A 16,475-nucleotide genomic window follows, 5' to 3' on the forward strand; every position below is an offset into this window, starting at 1 on the left:
GCTTCCGGGCGCGACGGCGCTTCGCCGCTGCCGGGCCCAGCTTCCGGTCCCGCGCTGCCGGCACCGCCGGCTTCGCCGCCCGGGACCGAGCCGTCCGCGGCGGCGGCTCCCGGTTCGCCGGCGGACCGCGCAGCCGGGCTTCCCCCGTCCGCCAGCGCGGCGGAGTCCGCAGAGACGTCGGACTCCGCTTCTCCCGGGATATAATCCGGGTTGTCCGCCGCTGTCGACGCCGTCTCCGGCGACGATGACGCCGCATAGCGGTCCGGGCCGGCCTGCGCCAGCCCCGGCAGCCAGTTATAGACGCTGATCGGGCTTTCCGGCGTCCAGGGCAGCAGCAGCCGGAGCAGCAGCAGGCTCCAGAGCAGATAGATCCAGCGCGGATGCAGCCGGTTCTTGAGCGGTATCCGCACAAGCAGGATCAGCAGCGCCGTGACGCTTGCGGCCGCCGACAGCAGCAGTACCTGTCGGAACAGTTCTCCCAGTGCGTTCAGCACGGCATTCAGTCCTTTCGCTCGTCCAGTATTTTGCGCAGCTCGTCGATGTCTTCTTTCGTCAGCTTCTCGTCGCGCAGAAAATGCGCCAGCATCGGCCGCATCGTGCCGCCGTACACGCGCTTGAGAAACGAATTTGTCTCCGAGCGCACGCATTCTTCTTCCTGCACTTTCGGGTAGTAGGCGTAGATGCGCCCTTCCTGCGCGTAGCCGATCGCGTTCTTCCCGGTCAGGCGCTTGATCAGGGTGCGGACCGTTTTGGGATTCCAGCTGCGGCTGCCTTCCAGCGCTTCGATGATCTCGTTTGCCGTTCGCGGCGACCCGGCCCACAAAATTTTCATGATCTCCCATTCCGCGTCCGAAATGTTGGGGATAGCCTGTTCCATGTCTTTTCCTCCTCGTCCACTCATGACTACACTTGTAATCTAGAGATCAGTATTACATTTGTAATCCTGATCTGTCAAGGCAGTTCGTTCTTTTTTCCATACAAAAAAAGCTTTCCCGCATACGGGAAAGCCTGGATTATTTAAGCTCCGTCCTATTTTCGCAAATTCAATTCCCCACGAAATAAATCCCTTCGAATTCGCTCGCGCTCATCGGCCGGCAGAAAAAGTATCCCTGGCCGTAATCGCACCCGAACGACCTCAACTGATCCCGCTGCGCCTGCGTCTCGATGCCTTCGGCGATCACTTCCAGATTCATGTAATGCCCAAGTTCGATGATCATGGAAGCCAGTTCTTTGCGCCGGTGCATCTTGCGGACGAAGCTGCGATCGACTTTGAGGTAATCGACCGGCAGCATGTCCAGATATTGCAGGGAAGAATAGCCGGTGCCGAAATCGTCCAGCGCGATCGTGATGCCCATGCGGCGGATCGCTTTGAGCAGCGGCTTTTTGGATTCGATGTCCGAACAGGCGGCCGTCTCCGTCAATTCGATCTCAAGCATGCTGGCTTCCAATTCGTTCTCGCGCAGCGCCTGAAGCAGCGTGTCGAGCAGACTGTGATCCAGTTGGAGAATGGAAATATTGATCGACATGCGAAAATTTTTCTTGTACTTTTTCCAATGTTTGGCCTGCCGGCAGCATTCGTGAATGATCCATCTGCCGATCGATCCGATCTGTCCATTCGATTCCGCCAGTTCGATAAAATCGATCGGCGAAAGCAGTCCGTGCCTCGGATGGTTCCAGCGGATCAACGCTTCCATCCCGCGCATCCGGTTCGTGACCAAGTCGATCTGCGCCTGATAGTGCATGACGAACTGCCGCTTCTCTACGGCCTGTTCCAACTCTTCTTCAAAAATCTGTTTTTCGCTAGGGAAGGACGTTTGCTCCGCTCTTGTCTTGGGATTTCTGAAAGGAATCAGGTTGTTTCTTCGGATTTGTTTCATTGAAGTGCCCGCCTTTCCACGGTGTAATCCCTTCATCCGAACCGTTCGCAGCTATTTCGCATGGATAACCAGCGGTTCCCCCCGATTGCGCAAGTAATCGCCGGCAGGCACATCGGCCGCCGAGAACGCTTTGCGCGCGGCTGCAAGACTGCCCGCGAACATTGCTTCCTGGAGCAGGGAAGACTGGCCGTTTTTGATAAACGCCAACTTTCCTCCGCCGGATACGAGACCGTTGATCAGCGCGATGCGCTCTTTTGCCGAAAATGCCCGGAACTCCTGCTCGGTGTAATACCGCTTCTCCGATCCGCGCTGCAGGTAGACGCCGTCCGGCACGACCCGATAGACGTCCACCGTATAGACTTCGGTCGTATTGTAGGCGGCGTCGCGGATCTCCACCGTCAGCAGGTTGCGGCCGTAATGCAGTTCTACCAGCGCGTTCGGCTCCGAGGGTACGCCGTTGATCTTCATCGCGCCGTCGGGCGCCGCTTCGTTCAACAGCGCAACGTTCATCGACTGCGGAACCCGGGCCGTATACGTCTTCTTGGAAGGAAGGAACGCGTCGACCAGCGCCGAAGGCGTCGTCTGGAGCACTTTGAGCGGGAACTGCGCCGTCGTCTCCCGGCTGCCGATCCGCAGCTTCGCTGTCAGCACGACTTCGCGGTCGGCGCCGCTGAGCGAATAAGCCGGGCGTTTGACCGTGCCATCGGCCGAGATCAGGGCAGGATCGCTGGATTCCCAGACGATCAGCGAACCCGAATTTCCGGCCTGGGGCAGCGACAGCTTGCGGGTGACGCGCGACGCGGAATCACCGGGCTGATAGCCGATCGACAGCGCGTTTTTGTCCGCTTCCAGCTGCTTGAGGATCAGCTCGGCCGCCGAAGGTTCCGCTTCCTGCACGGTCACGCGGAACGTTCTCGTTTGTTCAAGCTCGCCGAGCTTCAGATGCGCGGTCAACGTCACGGCCCGGCTGCCGCCCTTGACGTCGTAGGGAGGACGGTTCACCGTGCCCGAGACGCTCACGAGGCCCGGATTGCTCGATTCCCACACGATTCGGGAGCCGTAGCCGCCGATCGAAGGCAGGTTCAGGCTGCCGGTGACGCGCTCGGCGCTGTCTCCCGCCTGATAGCGTACGGCGAGCGCTTCCGTGTCCCACGCAATCTGCTTCTGCCGCAGCGCGTCCAGCTCCGCCGCTTCCTTCTGCGCCGCTTCGAGCGCCAGCTGCTCTTCGCGCTGCTTCTGGCGTGCGTTCTCTTCGGCGATCGTCGCCAGTTCGTCTTCGGCGACAGGGCGCACGTCGAAATTCGAAAACGTCGTCCGGGCGGCGGAAGATCCCGCGTTATAGACGATCAGTCCGGCTTCGATTTGATCCGGCAGCGAGACCTGCGCATCCTGAATCTGCGTCCACTCCCCCCCGGAAGCCGGACGGACATAGAGCAGCATGCGCGAATCGATCCGGATGGCGCGCAGATCGACTTCGGCGGAGTCGTAGGCGCGAACGACGGACGCGCCTGCGGCCGCTCCCGCGCCCAGCACCGAAATGCCCGCTTCGCCGGACGTGCGGGCCATCACCAGCGAGTCGTTCGCCGATTGCAGCAGCAGTCCCGCGCCGGCGCCGCTTCGGAGCGCCGAAGACTGGATGCGGGCGTTGAGCACGAAATTGCCGGACACGGCGCGGGTCAGTCGCGGCGCGGCCTTGACGCTTCCGGTCCACGCATTGCCCGGCTCGGCTCCGATCGTGACCGAGGCACTGCCGTTCTTCGACAGCGAAGCGTCGGTGCCCGGGTCCTGCCAGCGCATCGACTGCCCCAGCGCGCTAAGGTCCAACTGCTCCAGCCGGGCACGGTTGCGCTCGGCGGAGAAATCGATAAACCGCTGATCGAAGAAATCGAGCAGCACGACGTTCAGCCGTTTGTCCCGCCAATCGCTGCGCAGCCAGCCGATCAACTGATCGTTCAGACCGCCGGCATTGCTTCGAATCGAACCGAACGGATTTTTGGAAATGGAATCCGACGACGGCGTCAGTACCGATTGCAGCACGAACAGGCTTTTGCGATTCGACTGCCGCGCCTCCACTTCCGCGTCGAGCATCGGCTTGAGCGCGCTTGTACTGGCCGTGTTTTTCCAATTCGAGATCAGATAGGCATTGCGCTCCCAGAGAAAGCTGCCGAATTCCCGGCTGTACGTCCGGCGCACGCTGCTCTGCAGGGAGGAACCGTTTCTCTGATTGTCTTTGCCGAACAGGACGATAACGCGTTTGTTGGTGTCCCACAGCTGCTTGAGCGAGACGTCCGATCCGTACGAAGGCGGAGCCATCAGACTGCCGAGCTGCGTCTCCAGCCGCTTGATCAACGTGGCGTAACTGCTGTTTTGCATTTCGTAAAAATGTTGGAAATCGAGGATCACGATCTCTTTTTCATGTCCCGGCGCGTTCAGGAAAGTCCGGATATTGGCAAACATCTCATCGTTGGCCGATTCCCCGTACAGTCCGTGCAGCGTGCGCAGATTGTCGGGCTGCACGTGGTAGCCGCTGAACAGATTGTTCCATACGTTCGGCGCCACGCGCAGGTCGAAATAGCGAATGCCCTGATTGAGCTGTTCCTTGATCGGCACGGCCTGCGTCATCGACCAGTTCTTGATCGCCGGCTTGATGACCGAGATGCCGGCAAACGTCGAGTAGCTGGTCAGGTCGTAGCTGTCGGGCGCCGGGTCCTGCACGTTCGACATGCCGTGCGTACCCGCGTCATGGGTACCCGGCATGACGACCTCGGTCAGCGGAAGCTCGCCGAACTGCGGATTGCGGCTGCCGATCTCGGTCATCCACGAGCCGCCGGGCGCGGCGTGCGCGGTACCTTCTCCCCACGAAGCGGCGAGAGCCGCGGCGGAGAGCATGGAGAACAAAGCTCCGGTGCGCAGCGCCCGCTTGAATCTTTTGCGATTTTGCATGAACAACTCTCCCTTCTTACTGGATAACGATCGGCGGTTTGCCGTTCGGACGCTGGTAGCTGCCGGGCTTGATATCGCCGGCCGTGTACGGCTTTGCCGATGCGGCAAAACTTCCGCTGCTTGCCATGTCGGCGAACGACGCCGTCCGGGCTCCGCGCACGAACAGAATCTCCCGCTTCTCCCTAAGACTGCCGTTGAGCAGTGCCGTCCGCTGCTTCAGCGGCATGGCCAGCAGTTCGGTCTCGGTCAGGTACAGCTTGCCCGCCGCTTGCTGCACGTAGACGCCGTCCCGCACCGTGCGGTTGACGGTCAGGTCGTAGATCTTGCGCAGGCCGAGTCCGTCCTGCGTATCCACGACAATCTGGAACGTATTCGGCCCGTAGCGCAGCGGCAGCCGGTCCGTGCCGCCGAAGCTGCGGCCGTTGAGCGTCATCTTCATCGCTGCCGGATCGGCGGCGGTCGCGCTCAAGATCATCTCCGGCGTATCCGCGCCCACGTTCACCGTATAGGCGCTCGTGCCGGTCGAGAACGCCGGCAGCAGATTTTGCCCGGCCACGCTCATCGCGGACAGCGAAGCGGTCTGCGTCGTGGCGCGAATGACTGTCAGCTGATACGTCCGCGCCGCGCCGGAAGCGTTCCGCACCGCGACGTCGATAACGTTGCGTCCGACCGCAAGCGTCTGGGCGGCGCTCGGCTGCCCGCTTGCGACGTTCGTTCCTTTGACCTGCACGGTACTGCCCGTGCCGGACGATGTCGGCGTCACCGTAATCGAAGACACGGTATTCGGCACGTAGACGGTATAACCCGTCACCGCAGGGTCGAAGACCGGATCAAGCGCGGCGTCCGGCGTCAGCTTCAAACCGCTGAGCGCCGGAGCGGCTTCGCCCTGAGCGCGGGTGACGGTCACGCGGTAGCTCTGGACGGTGCCGTCCGTGCCGGTCACCGTTACCGGAACGGGGTTCTCGCCTGCCGTCAGCGGCAGTTCGGCGCTCGCTTGGCCGCTCGCGACGACGGTTCCGTTGACGCGGATGACCGCGCCGGAGACCGAAGTCGTTGGTGTCACGCGCACGCTTGCCGTACCGGCGGATACCTGCGCGGCATAATTGGCGACCTCCGGGCTAAAAGCCGGAGTCAGCGTGCCGGACGAGAGCGACAGCGCGCTCAGCTTGGCCGGAACGGCTGCGGGCGCGTCGCTCTTGACGACCTGCAGAGTGTACGTCTTGGTCGAGGTCTTCCCTGCGGCCGTTCCCTGCACGGAAACGGGAATGGTCGTTTGCTTCCCGTTCAGCGGAACGGTCACCCGGTCCGTCGCTTCTACAGCGCGCGTCGCTACGCCGTTCACGGTCACGACGGCGGTCGAATCCAGCTTGCGCGGATAGATCGCGACGCTTGCCGCGGAGGCTGGCACGGCGATCAGATAATCCAGTTGGCCGGGAGTGAAGCCGGGAACGGCCGCGGCCGCGTTCGACCCGAGCTGTACGTTCAGCTCGGACAAGTCGTTCACGCCGCGCAGCGCCGCGTATTGGGCCATATTCAGCACGTTGTCCCGGTCTCCGCTCATTTCCCACAGCATCGTCCCGCGCAGGTTATGGTCGACCGCGTAGCCGACCTTGTGCTGCAGCGACGTCTCGTCGTCGTAAGAGATCACGACCTGCTTGGACGGGTTGTACAGATAAGGGGTCTTGGTGTTGGAATTCCAGTAGCGGGTATATCCGTTCTTGCCGATATAGTTCTTCGCCAGATCGGAGTAGTCGAACACCCCTTTCTCCCACGTACCGAAGTCGGTCGCGGAGGACGCGTTCTGGTAAGCGTTGGGCGTGTTGACCGGATCGGCGCCGGATACGCCGGCAAATCCGCGGCCGTAATACGGCAGGCCCATAACGATCTGGTTGGACGGCAGGCCGCCGCCAAGGAAGCGATCGACCTGGGCGGATACCGACATGTCATCCGGCGTGGCGGCCGAACGACTGTCGCCGTACAGCGGCGCGTTCGCGCCCCACGGAGCACCGCCGCCGACGTAATAGTCGTAGGCCATGATGTTCATCCAGTCCGCGTATTGGCGGATAGCCCCTACGTCCAGTCCGTCGTAATGGCGCTTGGCCGGACCGACGGCGAGCGTCAGCAGATACTTCTCGCCCTGGGCGTTCACCGACTTGTCCAGCTCGGCGCGCAGTTCCTTGAGCATCAAGGCGAAATTGGCTTTGTCGTTGGGTCCGGCAGGCGTCTCTTCGGTCGTGACGCCGGGGAATTCCCAGTCGATGTCGATCCCGTCGAATTTGTGGTTCTTCATAAAAGCGGCGGCGCTGCTCACGAACGTCGCCCGCTTGGCGGCATCGTTCATCACAGCCGGAAAGTTTTTGGACAACGTCCATCCTCCGATCGAGATCAGCGTACGCAGATGCGGATTGTTCGCTTTGAGCAGTTCAAGCTGCTTGAAGTTGCCGCAGCGGTTCGCTTCGCACTCGCTCCACACGTCGCCGGCAAACGACTTCTGCATATCGGCATAGACGTCGGTCGAAGCGACGGTTCCGTCCGCGTTGACGGTAGCGAACGCGTAATTGATATGGGTCAACTGCCCGGCGGGCAGCTGGGAGACCTGGTAAGTGCGGTCGTACGTCGACCAGTTCGTGTAATACCCGACCGACACCCGGTTCCAGCGGTCGGTGGCGGTGCCGGCGGCCTGCGCCGGAGAGGCCGGCATGATGAGCGTGGGCAGCAGAAAAGCGAGCGTCAGCAGGGCGGCCAACCAAGAATGTTTACGTGCCATTGTATAGGCTCCTTTGGAGGTTGAATTCAGACAATCGGCGCCCGGCTATGCCGGACGCCGATTGTCAGCTATTGAATAGGAAGTTCGGAGACTTACTGGGCAGGCGTATACTTGGTGTCGTCCACCAGGCCGGCCGTATAGTCCTTCATGGCGTTCTTGGCGAGGCGCTGCGCTTTGAGATCCGCCAGATTGGCGTATTGGTTGCCGTCGATCAGCGTCAGCGTACCGCTGCCTGCCGCCAGCTTGTCGATCAGCTTGGACTTCTTCAGCAGCGACATGGAGTTGAACTGGTCCGGCGTGTAGTACGTCAGCTGGGTGCCGAGTTTGGTGTAGACGCCGTCTTTGGGAGCAAGAACCAGCGCTTGGCGGGCGGCGTAGAGGCTTTCGGCGGCGGTATTGATTGCGGTCTGAGTCGCTGCTGCCTGGTCTGTTTGTAGAACAGTATTGGCTGTATTGATTCTTTGTTGGTAAGGCGTCAGGGAAGACTTCGTCGCTTTGCGCAAATTACCGTAAGTAGCGGCTTTGTCGTATTCTGCTTGCAGGTACGACTTGGTTATCGCAACATCTTTAAGTCCCGAAAAATGTACTGCAGTATTACCGTCTCCTAACATACCGAATTCTCCCCTACCCGCAAGCTGTAGAGTTTTTCCATCTGTTAAACCAAATACTTCAAAGCCTGTAATCATGATCATTCCAGTAGGTACTGTTATAGGAGATACTCGAGTTAGATAGCTCTTTGTTGGGGTAGCAAGATCTCCTGCAGTTCCGAGAGTATAAGCAACTTCGCCAAAAATATTAGTAACTCCAGCTTTTGTAGTATAGCTGTATCGAGAAATGCTTTTTACGTTAGTGGTTAATACTGACATAGGATATGCCTCATAAAGACCTTTGCCAACAGATAAACTTTGTGGAGCACTTGCATATAACACTCCTTGCTTGTTTAGCACCAGCACAGCGGCATTAACTGAGATCAAATCATCTATTTGCCCAGCTGCAATGTCATTTTTTAAAGCTACTGGCATTACCGAGCTTGTTTTAAGATCAATCATGGTGTCCATAGCATTCGTTCTGACTCCGTTAGTGTCAGTTAATGCTTCGCCTTTGTAATAAAGGTGATACGCCCCTGCCGTATCTTTATCTTTTGTATAAAATAATGAATAATAAACTCCTACATGTGCGATAAGAATGTCCGTTTTATTTGGATCAAGTAGTCCACCTTTTTTAGCTTCTTCGAACAATGTCGGTGTTACAAGACCAGCGGACTTACTACCGACAGAGCCGGAACCATTTTGGCCAAATCCATATAGATCTCCTTGTGAGTCTTGCAGAAGAACAGCGAACTCATTGTTGGAAGAACCTAGCATTTTTTCAAATTTAACAGAAGAATCGATTTTGGTAGGTGTCAAAACAGGTTCTGTTTTCCCTGCATATGGAGTAGCTGCCGAGGCTCTGCCCCAGTACATCAAAGTTCCGTCTTTCATCAAAGCAATGTTGTTATGACCAGGAGTTCTAAATTCCTTAACCCCGCTTAGAATTTTGATAGGTATCGCATAATTAGCCGTAGATATATTGCCTTGCCCTAAAGTACTCAGTTTGTCGGTATACCATAGGTTGCTTCCCCATCCATATAAATCTCCATTCTCCATCAAAACATAGGTTGATACGCTACTTTTTTTGAATTCCTTAATCGTCGGAGCCAACACCGGATCCCCCGGCGCAGCCTGGGCCGCTCCGCCTGTCCAAGACAGCGCGCCCGTGCCGATCACGGCGGCGGCAGTAGCCACCATAACGGCTTTCCGTCCCCAGCGGCCGATTTTGTTCATGATGCTCGGTTTTTCTTTTAACATTGCTTCATTCTCCCTTCGCCCTAGGCGAGTGATCTGGTGGGTTGCTGCGTCATTCGTAGTCCGCAAGCCCCTCTCCCTCCCGGGGTCCGGGAAGGCGGCGGTGCCTGCTTCTTGTCGGTTCACTTAAGCTTTGGTCTTGAGCGCCGCGAAGGACGCTCTCAGTTCGATCAGATTGCGCTGCAGCAGATCCTTCTCCTGCGTCTCGCGGGTGTTCATGTTCTGGAGAGCCGTCTGCAGACGGGTCCAGCTGGCCGTCGTGTAGGCAGCCGCGGACAGCTTGCCCAGCTGGCTGCCGATCTCCGTCGTCCAGTGTTCGGCCGCTTCGCGCAGCAGGCTATCCCCGTAGGCGAAGAACACGTCATGCTGGGCGAGCTGCTTGCCCTGGGCGTCGAACACTTGCAGCACCGCGTGGGCACTGTCGACAAACGTACCGTTGTAGCTGTACGTGCCTGCCGCCGTGTCGAGCGTCAGACGGGCGTCGTCGTCCGAGTTCCAGACGGAAGTCAGCGGTTCGGTCGGCGCGGCGTCGAAGACGAGGCGCGCGCTGTCGATGCCGGCGATCTTTGGCAGTCGGCCCTGAATGTTGTACGTGCCGTACGTCTCGGTCACGGTCTGTCCGTCCGCGAGCGTCAAGGCAGTCTGGAACGGAAGCGTCGTGTACTGCGCCGTAACCGGAACGCCGTACAGATTATCCAGACGGTTGATCTCCGTACGGATCGCGTAGACGGAGTTCGTGACGGTCGCTTGATCCGGCGTGCCGGCTGCGAGCGTCTTGGCGTTATTGACGAGCGTATTAAGCACGTTCGTCTGCTCGCCGCGGTTAACCAGCTGCGGATATTGGGCTTCCGCCTGCTTGAGCGTCTTGTTCAGCGCGTCGGCATGGTTCGGCGTGTCCGCGGTGAGCGGAGCGTCCGCCGTGACCGGCAGCTGATTGTTCAGCTCGCGCAGGGCCGCGGTCAGTTCGAGCACGGTAGAGCGTTGGTTGCCGGACACTTGGACCGCGTAATCGAGCGCCGATTTGAGCGCCGCGGCGCGGTCTGTGCCGATAGCGTTCGGATCCACTTTTTGGGCAATCGCGATTTGGGCTTTGAGATCGGTGACGAACGCGGTCGTGTTGGTCGGGATCAGCGCCCCGTAAGCCTGAAGCAGGTTCACGGTCAGTTGGGCCACGCGATCGCTTTCGGCTGTCTCGACGTCCTTGATCGCCGCCGCAAGAGCGGCGTTGTACTTGATCCAGCTCTGGCTCTCGAAGCCGGTCGCGCTATAGTTCCAGAGGTTCTTCTGCGCCCGGTCGATCCAGTACGTCAGCGCTTCTCTGGCCAAAGCGTACGTGTTGGTGAAATAAATGTCCTGCTGCGCGACCACCTGTCCGCCGCTGCCCAGGAACTGGATACGGGCCTGGCTGCTGTCGGCATAGGTGCCGCTGAAGCTGTACATGCGAGTCTCGAGATTCAGCTTCATCGTCGTCTCGTCTTCGCCGCCGGTATCGCGCACCGGCATCAGCGGAGCTTCGTTGAAGACCAGACGGGCCGAGACGATGCCTTCCGCGCTTGGCATCGTGCCGATCAGCGCGTAGGTCGTCAGCGGGTAACCGCCGGCTTCGTAAGGCAGTTCCGTCTTGACGGTCTTGGTCGGATACCCGAAGCGGGCCATTTCCTGCTTGAGCTGTTCCTGCAGGCCCAGCACGTTGGCGGAATTGACGGCGGCACGGGCATATTCTTCCTTAAGTCCGGACAGGATATTTTGCAAGGTCCGGTATTCGCTGCCGCGTTCCGCCAGGAACGGATACTTGGTCTGGATGTCCCGGATCAGGCCGGCAACGAAGGCACGGTCGAACTGCTGCGCATTCGGCAGGGCGTTGGTCATGCCGCGCTCGGCGCGGTCGAGTTCTCCCTGCTTGGCATTTTGCTTGTCTTTGACGGACTGCGCGTAATTCTGCGCGTCCGCAATCGCGGCCCGGCGCTGCTCGTTCAGCAGTTCGCTGCGCATCGCCGCGGCCTGGGCCTGCTTCTCGATCAGCGTCGTCTTGGCGGCGGCCTGGTTGATCCGCTCCATGCTGTTCACCGCGTCGCGCAGAGCCAGCCCCAACCGGTTGACCCGGTCGGTAGAGTCGGAAGGCGTAGAAGCTTTGGCCTGCGCCAAGGCTGTCTGATACGCCTGCCAGGAACCGGCGGTGTAATCGGCTTTGATCCGGCCGGCCATTTTCTCTTCGGCCGCGGACACGTCGGAAGCCAGCGCTTTGGCGGCAGCGGAGGCGCCGTAGATCAGATTGACCGGCTGGGACAGCGCAATGGCCCCGTCTTCGCCGTAGATCTGCAGCTGCACATGTGCGCTGTCGGCATTCGTTCCGCTATAGGCGACCGTACCGGCTTCGCGGTCGAAGGTCAGCGTAATGATCTCGTCCGCCGACCCGGCGCGCAGCGCGGCACGCTGCACGTTCGCAAGCGGAGTGCCCGCCAATCGTTCCGAGACGGCCGTCGAACCGTATACCGCGTCCGTGACCGGAGTCAGCGGCGCTTCTTCGAACGTCAAGGACGCCCCGATTGCGCCGGACTTCAGATCCTGCGGCAGTTCGATCCTGATGCTGTACGTGTTGAGGCGTTCGCCGCCCAATTCGTAGCCCGCTTCGGCTTTGTCGGCCTCGTTCACCTTGGCAATACCTGCGAGCAGGGTCTTCACCTGGCGGGTCACTTCGATCAATTCGGCAATCGATTTGCCGGACGCGTCGGCAGCCAGCCGCTGCGCCTGGGTGATCGAAGCTTGCGTCTCGTCGGCGTAGTAGATCAGGTTCGTCTCTACGTCGACCGTGCGGTTCAGTTCGTTCACGATCCATTGACGCAGATCGCGCTGGGCGATCGCGAACGCGTAGGCCGTCACTTCGCCTTCCGCGCTTTGCAGCTTCTCGGCGTAAGCGCGGGCCGCTTGGAGTTCGCTCCACGCCGCGGCGGAGAATTCGTCTTCCTGCACGTCATTCGTCTGCGCAAGCGCACTTGCAAGCTCGCTCTGCGCAGCCGCCGAATCGGCCGGAAGCAGATCCATGTAGGCGGACAGCAGCGCGGCGTAGCCGCGGATATAGTCGGCTTCATTGACCGTCGTCGCGCTCGTTCCCGGCAGCGCCGTCAACGCCTGCTGGAACTTCGTCCAGCCGGCTGCGCCGTAGCCGGTACTTGCAAGCGGCGACAGTCCGGCTTTTAATGCGTTCAGGTTCGCTTTGATCTGAGCCTGGGTCGCGCCGCCCGGCTTGAGAGCCGTATCGATATCCTGCTGCGCGACCACGACGTTCTTCGTATTCAGATATTCGATCCGCACGCTGGAGCTTTCCACGTAGATGCCCGACAGGGACAACCGGTTGGACGCTTGGTCCAGCGTCACGGTCAGTCCGTCGACCTCGGCCGCCGTCAGGCCGAATTCGACCGGTACGGAAGGCGCTCCGTCGAATGTTACGCGAATGCTTGCCAGATCGCTCCGGTACAGCGGAGCGGCCGCGCTCAATTCGTATTGAATATAGCGGATGTGCTCGACCCGGCTGGCACTGTCCGGCAGATGATCCAGACTGAATGCCGCGCCGCTCATCAGGGCGGTACCGCTCAATTGCAGTTCCAACTGGTCGTTCGCCGCATACAGACGGACCAGCAGGTCCAGCAGCTCGCCGCGGTCAAGCTCTTGTTGGGCCCGGACCTTCACTTCGTCCAGTGCCGTCCGCAGAACTGTCCACGATTCGGGACTGAACAGCGACGAATCCAGCTTGGACAGCTGATCCTGCAGCTTCAGCAGGCCGGCGAGGCTTGCGGCGCGGTCTTGAAGTCCGGCCGCAAGCACGAGGTCGAACGCCGTTTCCGCGTCCCTGATCTGCTTGCGCGTCGCCGGATCGGTATCGAGTACCTGCTGCGCGCCGAGCAGCGCTTCCTGCAGCGGCATCCAATCGGCCGGCGCCAGATCCGTTTCGGTCAGGATGCCGTATTTGTTGACGTAAGCCGCGAGCTTCTGCTTGGCGGCCTGCTGATCGAGCGCGATCAGTTGATCGGCCGCCGCGGTCAAGACGTCGTAAGCGGACATCGCCCGGATCGCGATCTCTCGCGAATATTCGCTGCCGCCGACTTCCGCCTGCACGGCCTGCGCCGTATCCGATGCCGCCGCGTAAGCGGACCAGGTATCCGGCGTATACCGCTCGGCCGCGTTGTCCCCAAGTTCCGCGGTCAGGTCTCCGAGCAGGCCGGAGAGCTGCTGATCGGCCAACGGCTGCGACCAGACGAGCGTCTTGTTATCGCTCTTGATCCGTTGCCCGTCCGCCGAACGAACTTCGACGGTGACCTGCTTGCTGAGCGGTTGAAGCCCGGTGTACTCGAACGTTCTGCCGCCGCTGCCCAACTTGAGATCGGCACTCGGTACGACCGAAGACCCTTCCCCGTCGAAGATCAGCGACAGGATGCCGCCGCTCTCGGCGCCGTATACGGTACCGGTGACGGTGTAAGGCGCCCGGCCGTCAACGACGACGTCCGTCTGATACGCCTGAACGATCATGTCGGTGATGCCGTTCACTTCCACGTCGATATTGGCGACGATCCGGTCCGGATTGCGTACGCCTTCCGGCAGAACCGGAACGCCCACGAAAGTGTAGACCCGGCCGTCGGTCGCGTACGGCGCATAACCGGATGCCGAGAGATTCCATCTGACGGCCATCCGCGCGGCGCTTCCGTCGCTCAGCGTCAGTTCGATCTCGCTCGGGAGGCCGAGACCGGATACGGTCTTCGGCGCTGCATTGTCACGCTCGGTCAAAGCCCGGATCGGCGAGACGGACATGACGGCCAAATCGCCGTTTGCCGCTTCGACCGTAACTTCAAGCTCGACGCTCACGTTGACGGGATTCGTGTACCCCGGCTTGATTACCGGCGTTCCGTTCACGGTGAACGTCTGCGCTTCCGGAGAAGACGGATCGTAGCTCGACGCATAGACCGCCCAGGTGACAGGCAGGCTGGCCGTTTCGCCGTCGTTCAACTGCACGTTCACGTTCTCGGGCAGCCCGAGACCGAAAGCGCTTTTCTCCGCGCCGTTCTTCACGCCGCGGATCGGCGGAAGTTCGGAAGGCGATTCCACCCGGCGGGCGCCGTCCGAGGCTGCTGCTGTCGTCACCTGCACGTTGACCGTTTGGCCGGACGTATTGGTGACAGGTTCGCGCGGGATCAGCGCGCCGTTCACGATAAACGTCTGTTCCTGTTCGGAAGAAGGATCGTAACCCGAACCCGACAGGTCCCAGTAGACCGCAGTCGTGACGGTCGTGCCGTCGCCAAGCTTCGTGTTGACCGCTTCCGGCAGTCCGAGCGCAGCCGAATCGGCCGGTACGCCGTTCGCCGCGTCCGTGATCGGCGCCGGGTTCTCCGCGCCGACGATATTGAAGTCTTTGGACGCCATCAGATCCAGCGCTTCTTGCAGCCCGGTCAGCGAAGAATCGATCTCTTCCTGCGTCACTTCGCCCGGCGCGGCCAATACTTTGGCCTGCAGCGCAAGTCCCGCGGTAAGCTCGGTCTGAAGACTCTGCCACGTTGCCGGCGTATACAGATTAGCTTTGCCGGCATAGCCCTGACCTTCGCGAACGAGCGAATCGAGCTTCAGCGGCAGCAGGACCGGACGGTCCGCCTGCTGCTGGCCGTAACTGAGCAGCTTGTAGAAGGTCGATACGGTGTTCGGACCCGCGGAGACGGCCTGGTTATAGGTCGCCACGGGATCTTGGCCCTGCGCGCGGTAAATCCGGTTGTATTCCTTGACCGGAACATATTTGTCGGCGACCTGATAATAATTCAGGGTCGTAAATGCTTTGCCGTCTTTGAGATAAGCGGACAGTCCCGAATCTCCCTGGGCGATCGCCCGGTTGAACGAGCTCACGTCCACCAGCACGTTCCGGTCTTCGACGGAGACCGCGTAATGGATAATCGCGGCTCGGTCCTCCGCCGTTTCCGCCGAAGCTTTCACGGGCATCAACGGAATCTGGGCAATCAATAATATGAATAACAGAACCTTGGCAATCAGGCTTCTATGCGTTGACAACGAGGTCCCCCCTTTTCTTGTTCGTTCTTCTGTCGCATGTCCCATCCGGCTCTACTTCGCCGTGACGATCGCGCGATCGAGCTGATCGCGGGTCGTATTCTGGACATCGTAATTGCTGTACGTGCCATCGGATTCGTCAAAATCGAGCGTGATCGATCGGCTGTCCGTCAGACGTACGTTCAAGCTGGCAGGAGCCGAAACGCCGAAGTACTTCTCGATGACTTTGCGATCGAACACGATGTACCAGGATGCCGCCGGATTCTCGATCTCTCCGATGGCGTTGATGTCGGACGCGTATTTCTGCATACCGCCGAGCGTCACTTCCTCGTTCGCCGCTCCCTGCTTGAGACCGTCGATCGCAGCGGACAAGTTGAGCCGGGCCGCGTCGATCTCGGCCTGCTTGACCGTCGCCGGAGACGCGTTCACTTTGGCGCTCGCTGCCGAAGCTTCGGCGATCGCTTTTTGCAGCGCGTCCCAGCTCTGCGGCGTATATACGCTGTCCGCATTGCTGTAGGCTTGTCCCTGCTTGATCAGACTGTCCACCTTGTAAGGCCACAGTACCGGACTCGGCTGGCCGCCGACCGTCGCAAAGCTGACCAGGCGCAGCGTCGTGTCCGTCGTTTCCTGCGGAGTGGCCGGGAGGGCCGTGTACGTTCTCAGCAGCTTGGACGCGTTGCGAAGGAAAATCCGGTTGTAATCCGCCACCCGCGCAATCTTGTCGTCCACTTTATAAGCCGTAAGCACGGGATTGGCCTGGCCCTGAAGCAAATATTTGTACAAGTCGGTGTTTCTCAGTTTGGCACGGTTATAGTCGGATACCGGCACGGCAACGCTGTCCGCGCCTACCGTAAAGACGTAAAAGCCGACCGCCGCTTCCGTCTCGCTCGTCGGTGCCGCTTTGGCGGTCGACGGGTGAAGCACCCAGAGGCTTATGAGAAGCAAGACCATAAGCGCTTTGATCGATCCGGGGAAAAGATGGGCTTTGTTCAATTTCGTTCC

Annotated in this window: 8 protein-coding genes; all 8 read right to left on the reverse strand. The window is 60.1% G+C overall.

Annotation, left to right across the window (positions count from 1 at the left end; translation table 11 throughout):
• Positions 1 to 494 (reverse strand): M56 family metallopeptidase (locus FTE24_RS21930; RefSeq protein WP_337190079.1); only part of this gene is annotated, 494 nt, incomplete at its 3' end.
• A gap of 5 nt (positions 495 to 499) precedes the next feature.
• Entirely contained in the window at positions 500 to 877 is a 378-nt protein-coding gene (locus FTE24_RS21935; protein WP_150228815.1) for a BlaI/MecI/CopY family transcriptional regulator, read from the reverse strand.
• A gap of 166 nt (positions 878 to 1,043) precedes the next feature.
• Positions 1,044 to 1,775, reverse strand: coding sequence for a putative bifunctional diguanylate cyclase/phosphodiesterase (locus FTE24_RS21940; protein WP_160441858.1), 732 nt, complete (start codon positions 1,773 to 1,775; stop codon positions 1,044 to 1,046).
• A 153-nt stretch (positions 1,776 to 1,928) separates the two neighbouring features.
• Complete coding sequence (locus FTE24_RS21945; RefSeq protein ID WP_150228811.1) at positions 1,929 to 4,820, reverse strand: immunoglobulin-like domain-containing protein; 2,892 nt, start codon at positions 4,818 to 4,820, stop codon at positions 1,929 to 1,931.
• 16 nt (positions 4,821 to 4,836) lie between these two features.
• Positions 4,837 to 7,587 (reverse strand): glycosyl hydrolase family 18 protein, encoded by a 2,751-nt coding sequence (locus FTE24_RS21950; protein ID WP_150228809.1) that lies wholly within the window; start codon positions 7,585 to 7,587, stop codon positions 4,837 to 4,839.
• A 92-nt stretch (positions 7,588 to 7,679) separates the two neighbouring features.
• Positions 7,680 to 9,434 carry a hypothetical protein gene (locus tag FTE24_RS21955; RefSeq protein WP_150228807.1) on the reverse strand — a complete coding sequence of 585 codons (1,755 nt, stop codon included), beginning with the start codon at positions 9,432 to 9,434 and terminating at the stop codon, positions 7,680 to 7,682.
• Between the two features lie 123 nt (positions 9,435 to 9,557).
• A complete protein-coding gene (locus FTE24_RS21960) occupies positions 9,558 to 15,476 on the reverse strand; it encodes an Ig-like domain-containing protein (protein WP_160441859.1) in 5,919 nt (1,972 codons plus the stop codon).
• A 51-nt stretch (positions 15,477 to 15,527) separates the two neighbouring features.
• Complete coding sequence (locus FTE24_RS21965; RefSeq protein WP_150228803.1) at positions 15,528 to 16,466, reverse strand: hypothetical protein; 939 nt, start codon at positions 16,464 to 16,466, stop codon at positions 15,528 to 15,530.
• Positions 16,467 to 16,475 lie beyond the last annotated feature (9 nt).

This window comes from Saccharibacillus sp. WB 17, from assembly GCF_008634075.2.
GTDB lineage: Bacteria > Bacillota > Bacilli > Paenibacillales > Paenibacillaceae > Saccharibacillus > Saccharibacillus brassicae.

Excerpts from the sequence above, each read along its gene's own strand:
- FTE24_RS21935 (WP_150228815.1), bottom strand. The coding sequence starts at position 877 with ATGGAACAGGCTATCCCCAACATTTCGGACGCGGAATGGGAGATCATG.
- FTE24_RS21950 (WP_150228809.1), bottom strand. The coding sequence starts at position 7,587 with ATGGCACGTAAACATTCTTGGTTGGCCGCCCTGCTGACGCTCGCTTTT.
- FTE24_RS21955 (WP_150228807.1), bottom strand. The coding sequence starts at position 9,434 with ATGTTAAAAGAAAAACCGAGCATCATGAACAAAATCGGCCGCTGGGGA.
- FTE24_RS21945 (WP_150228811.1), bottom strand. The coding sequence starts at position 4,820 with ATGCAAAATCGCAAAAGATTCAAGCGGGCGCTGCGCACCGGAGCTTTG.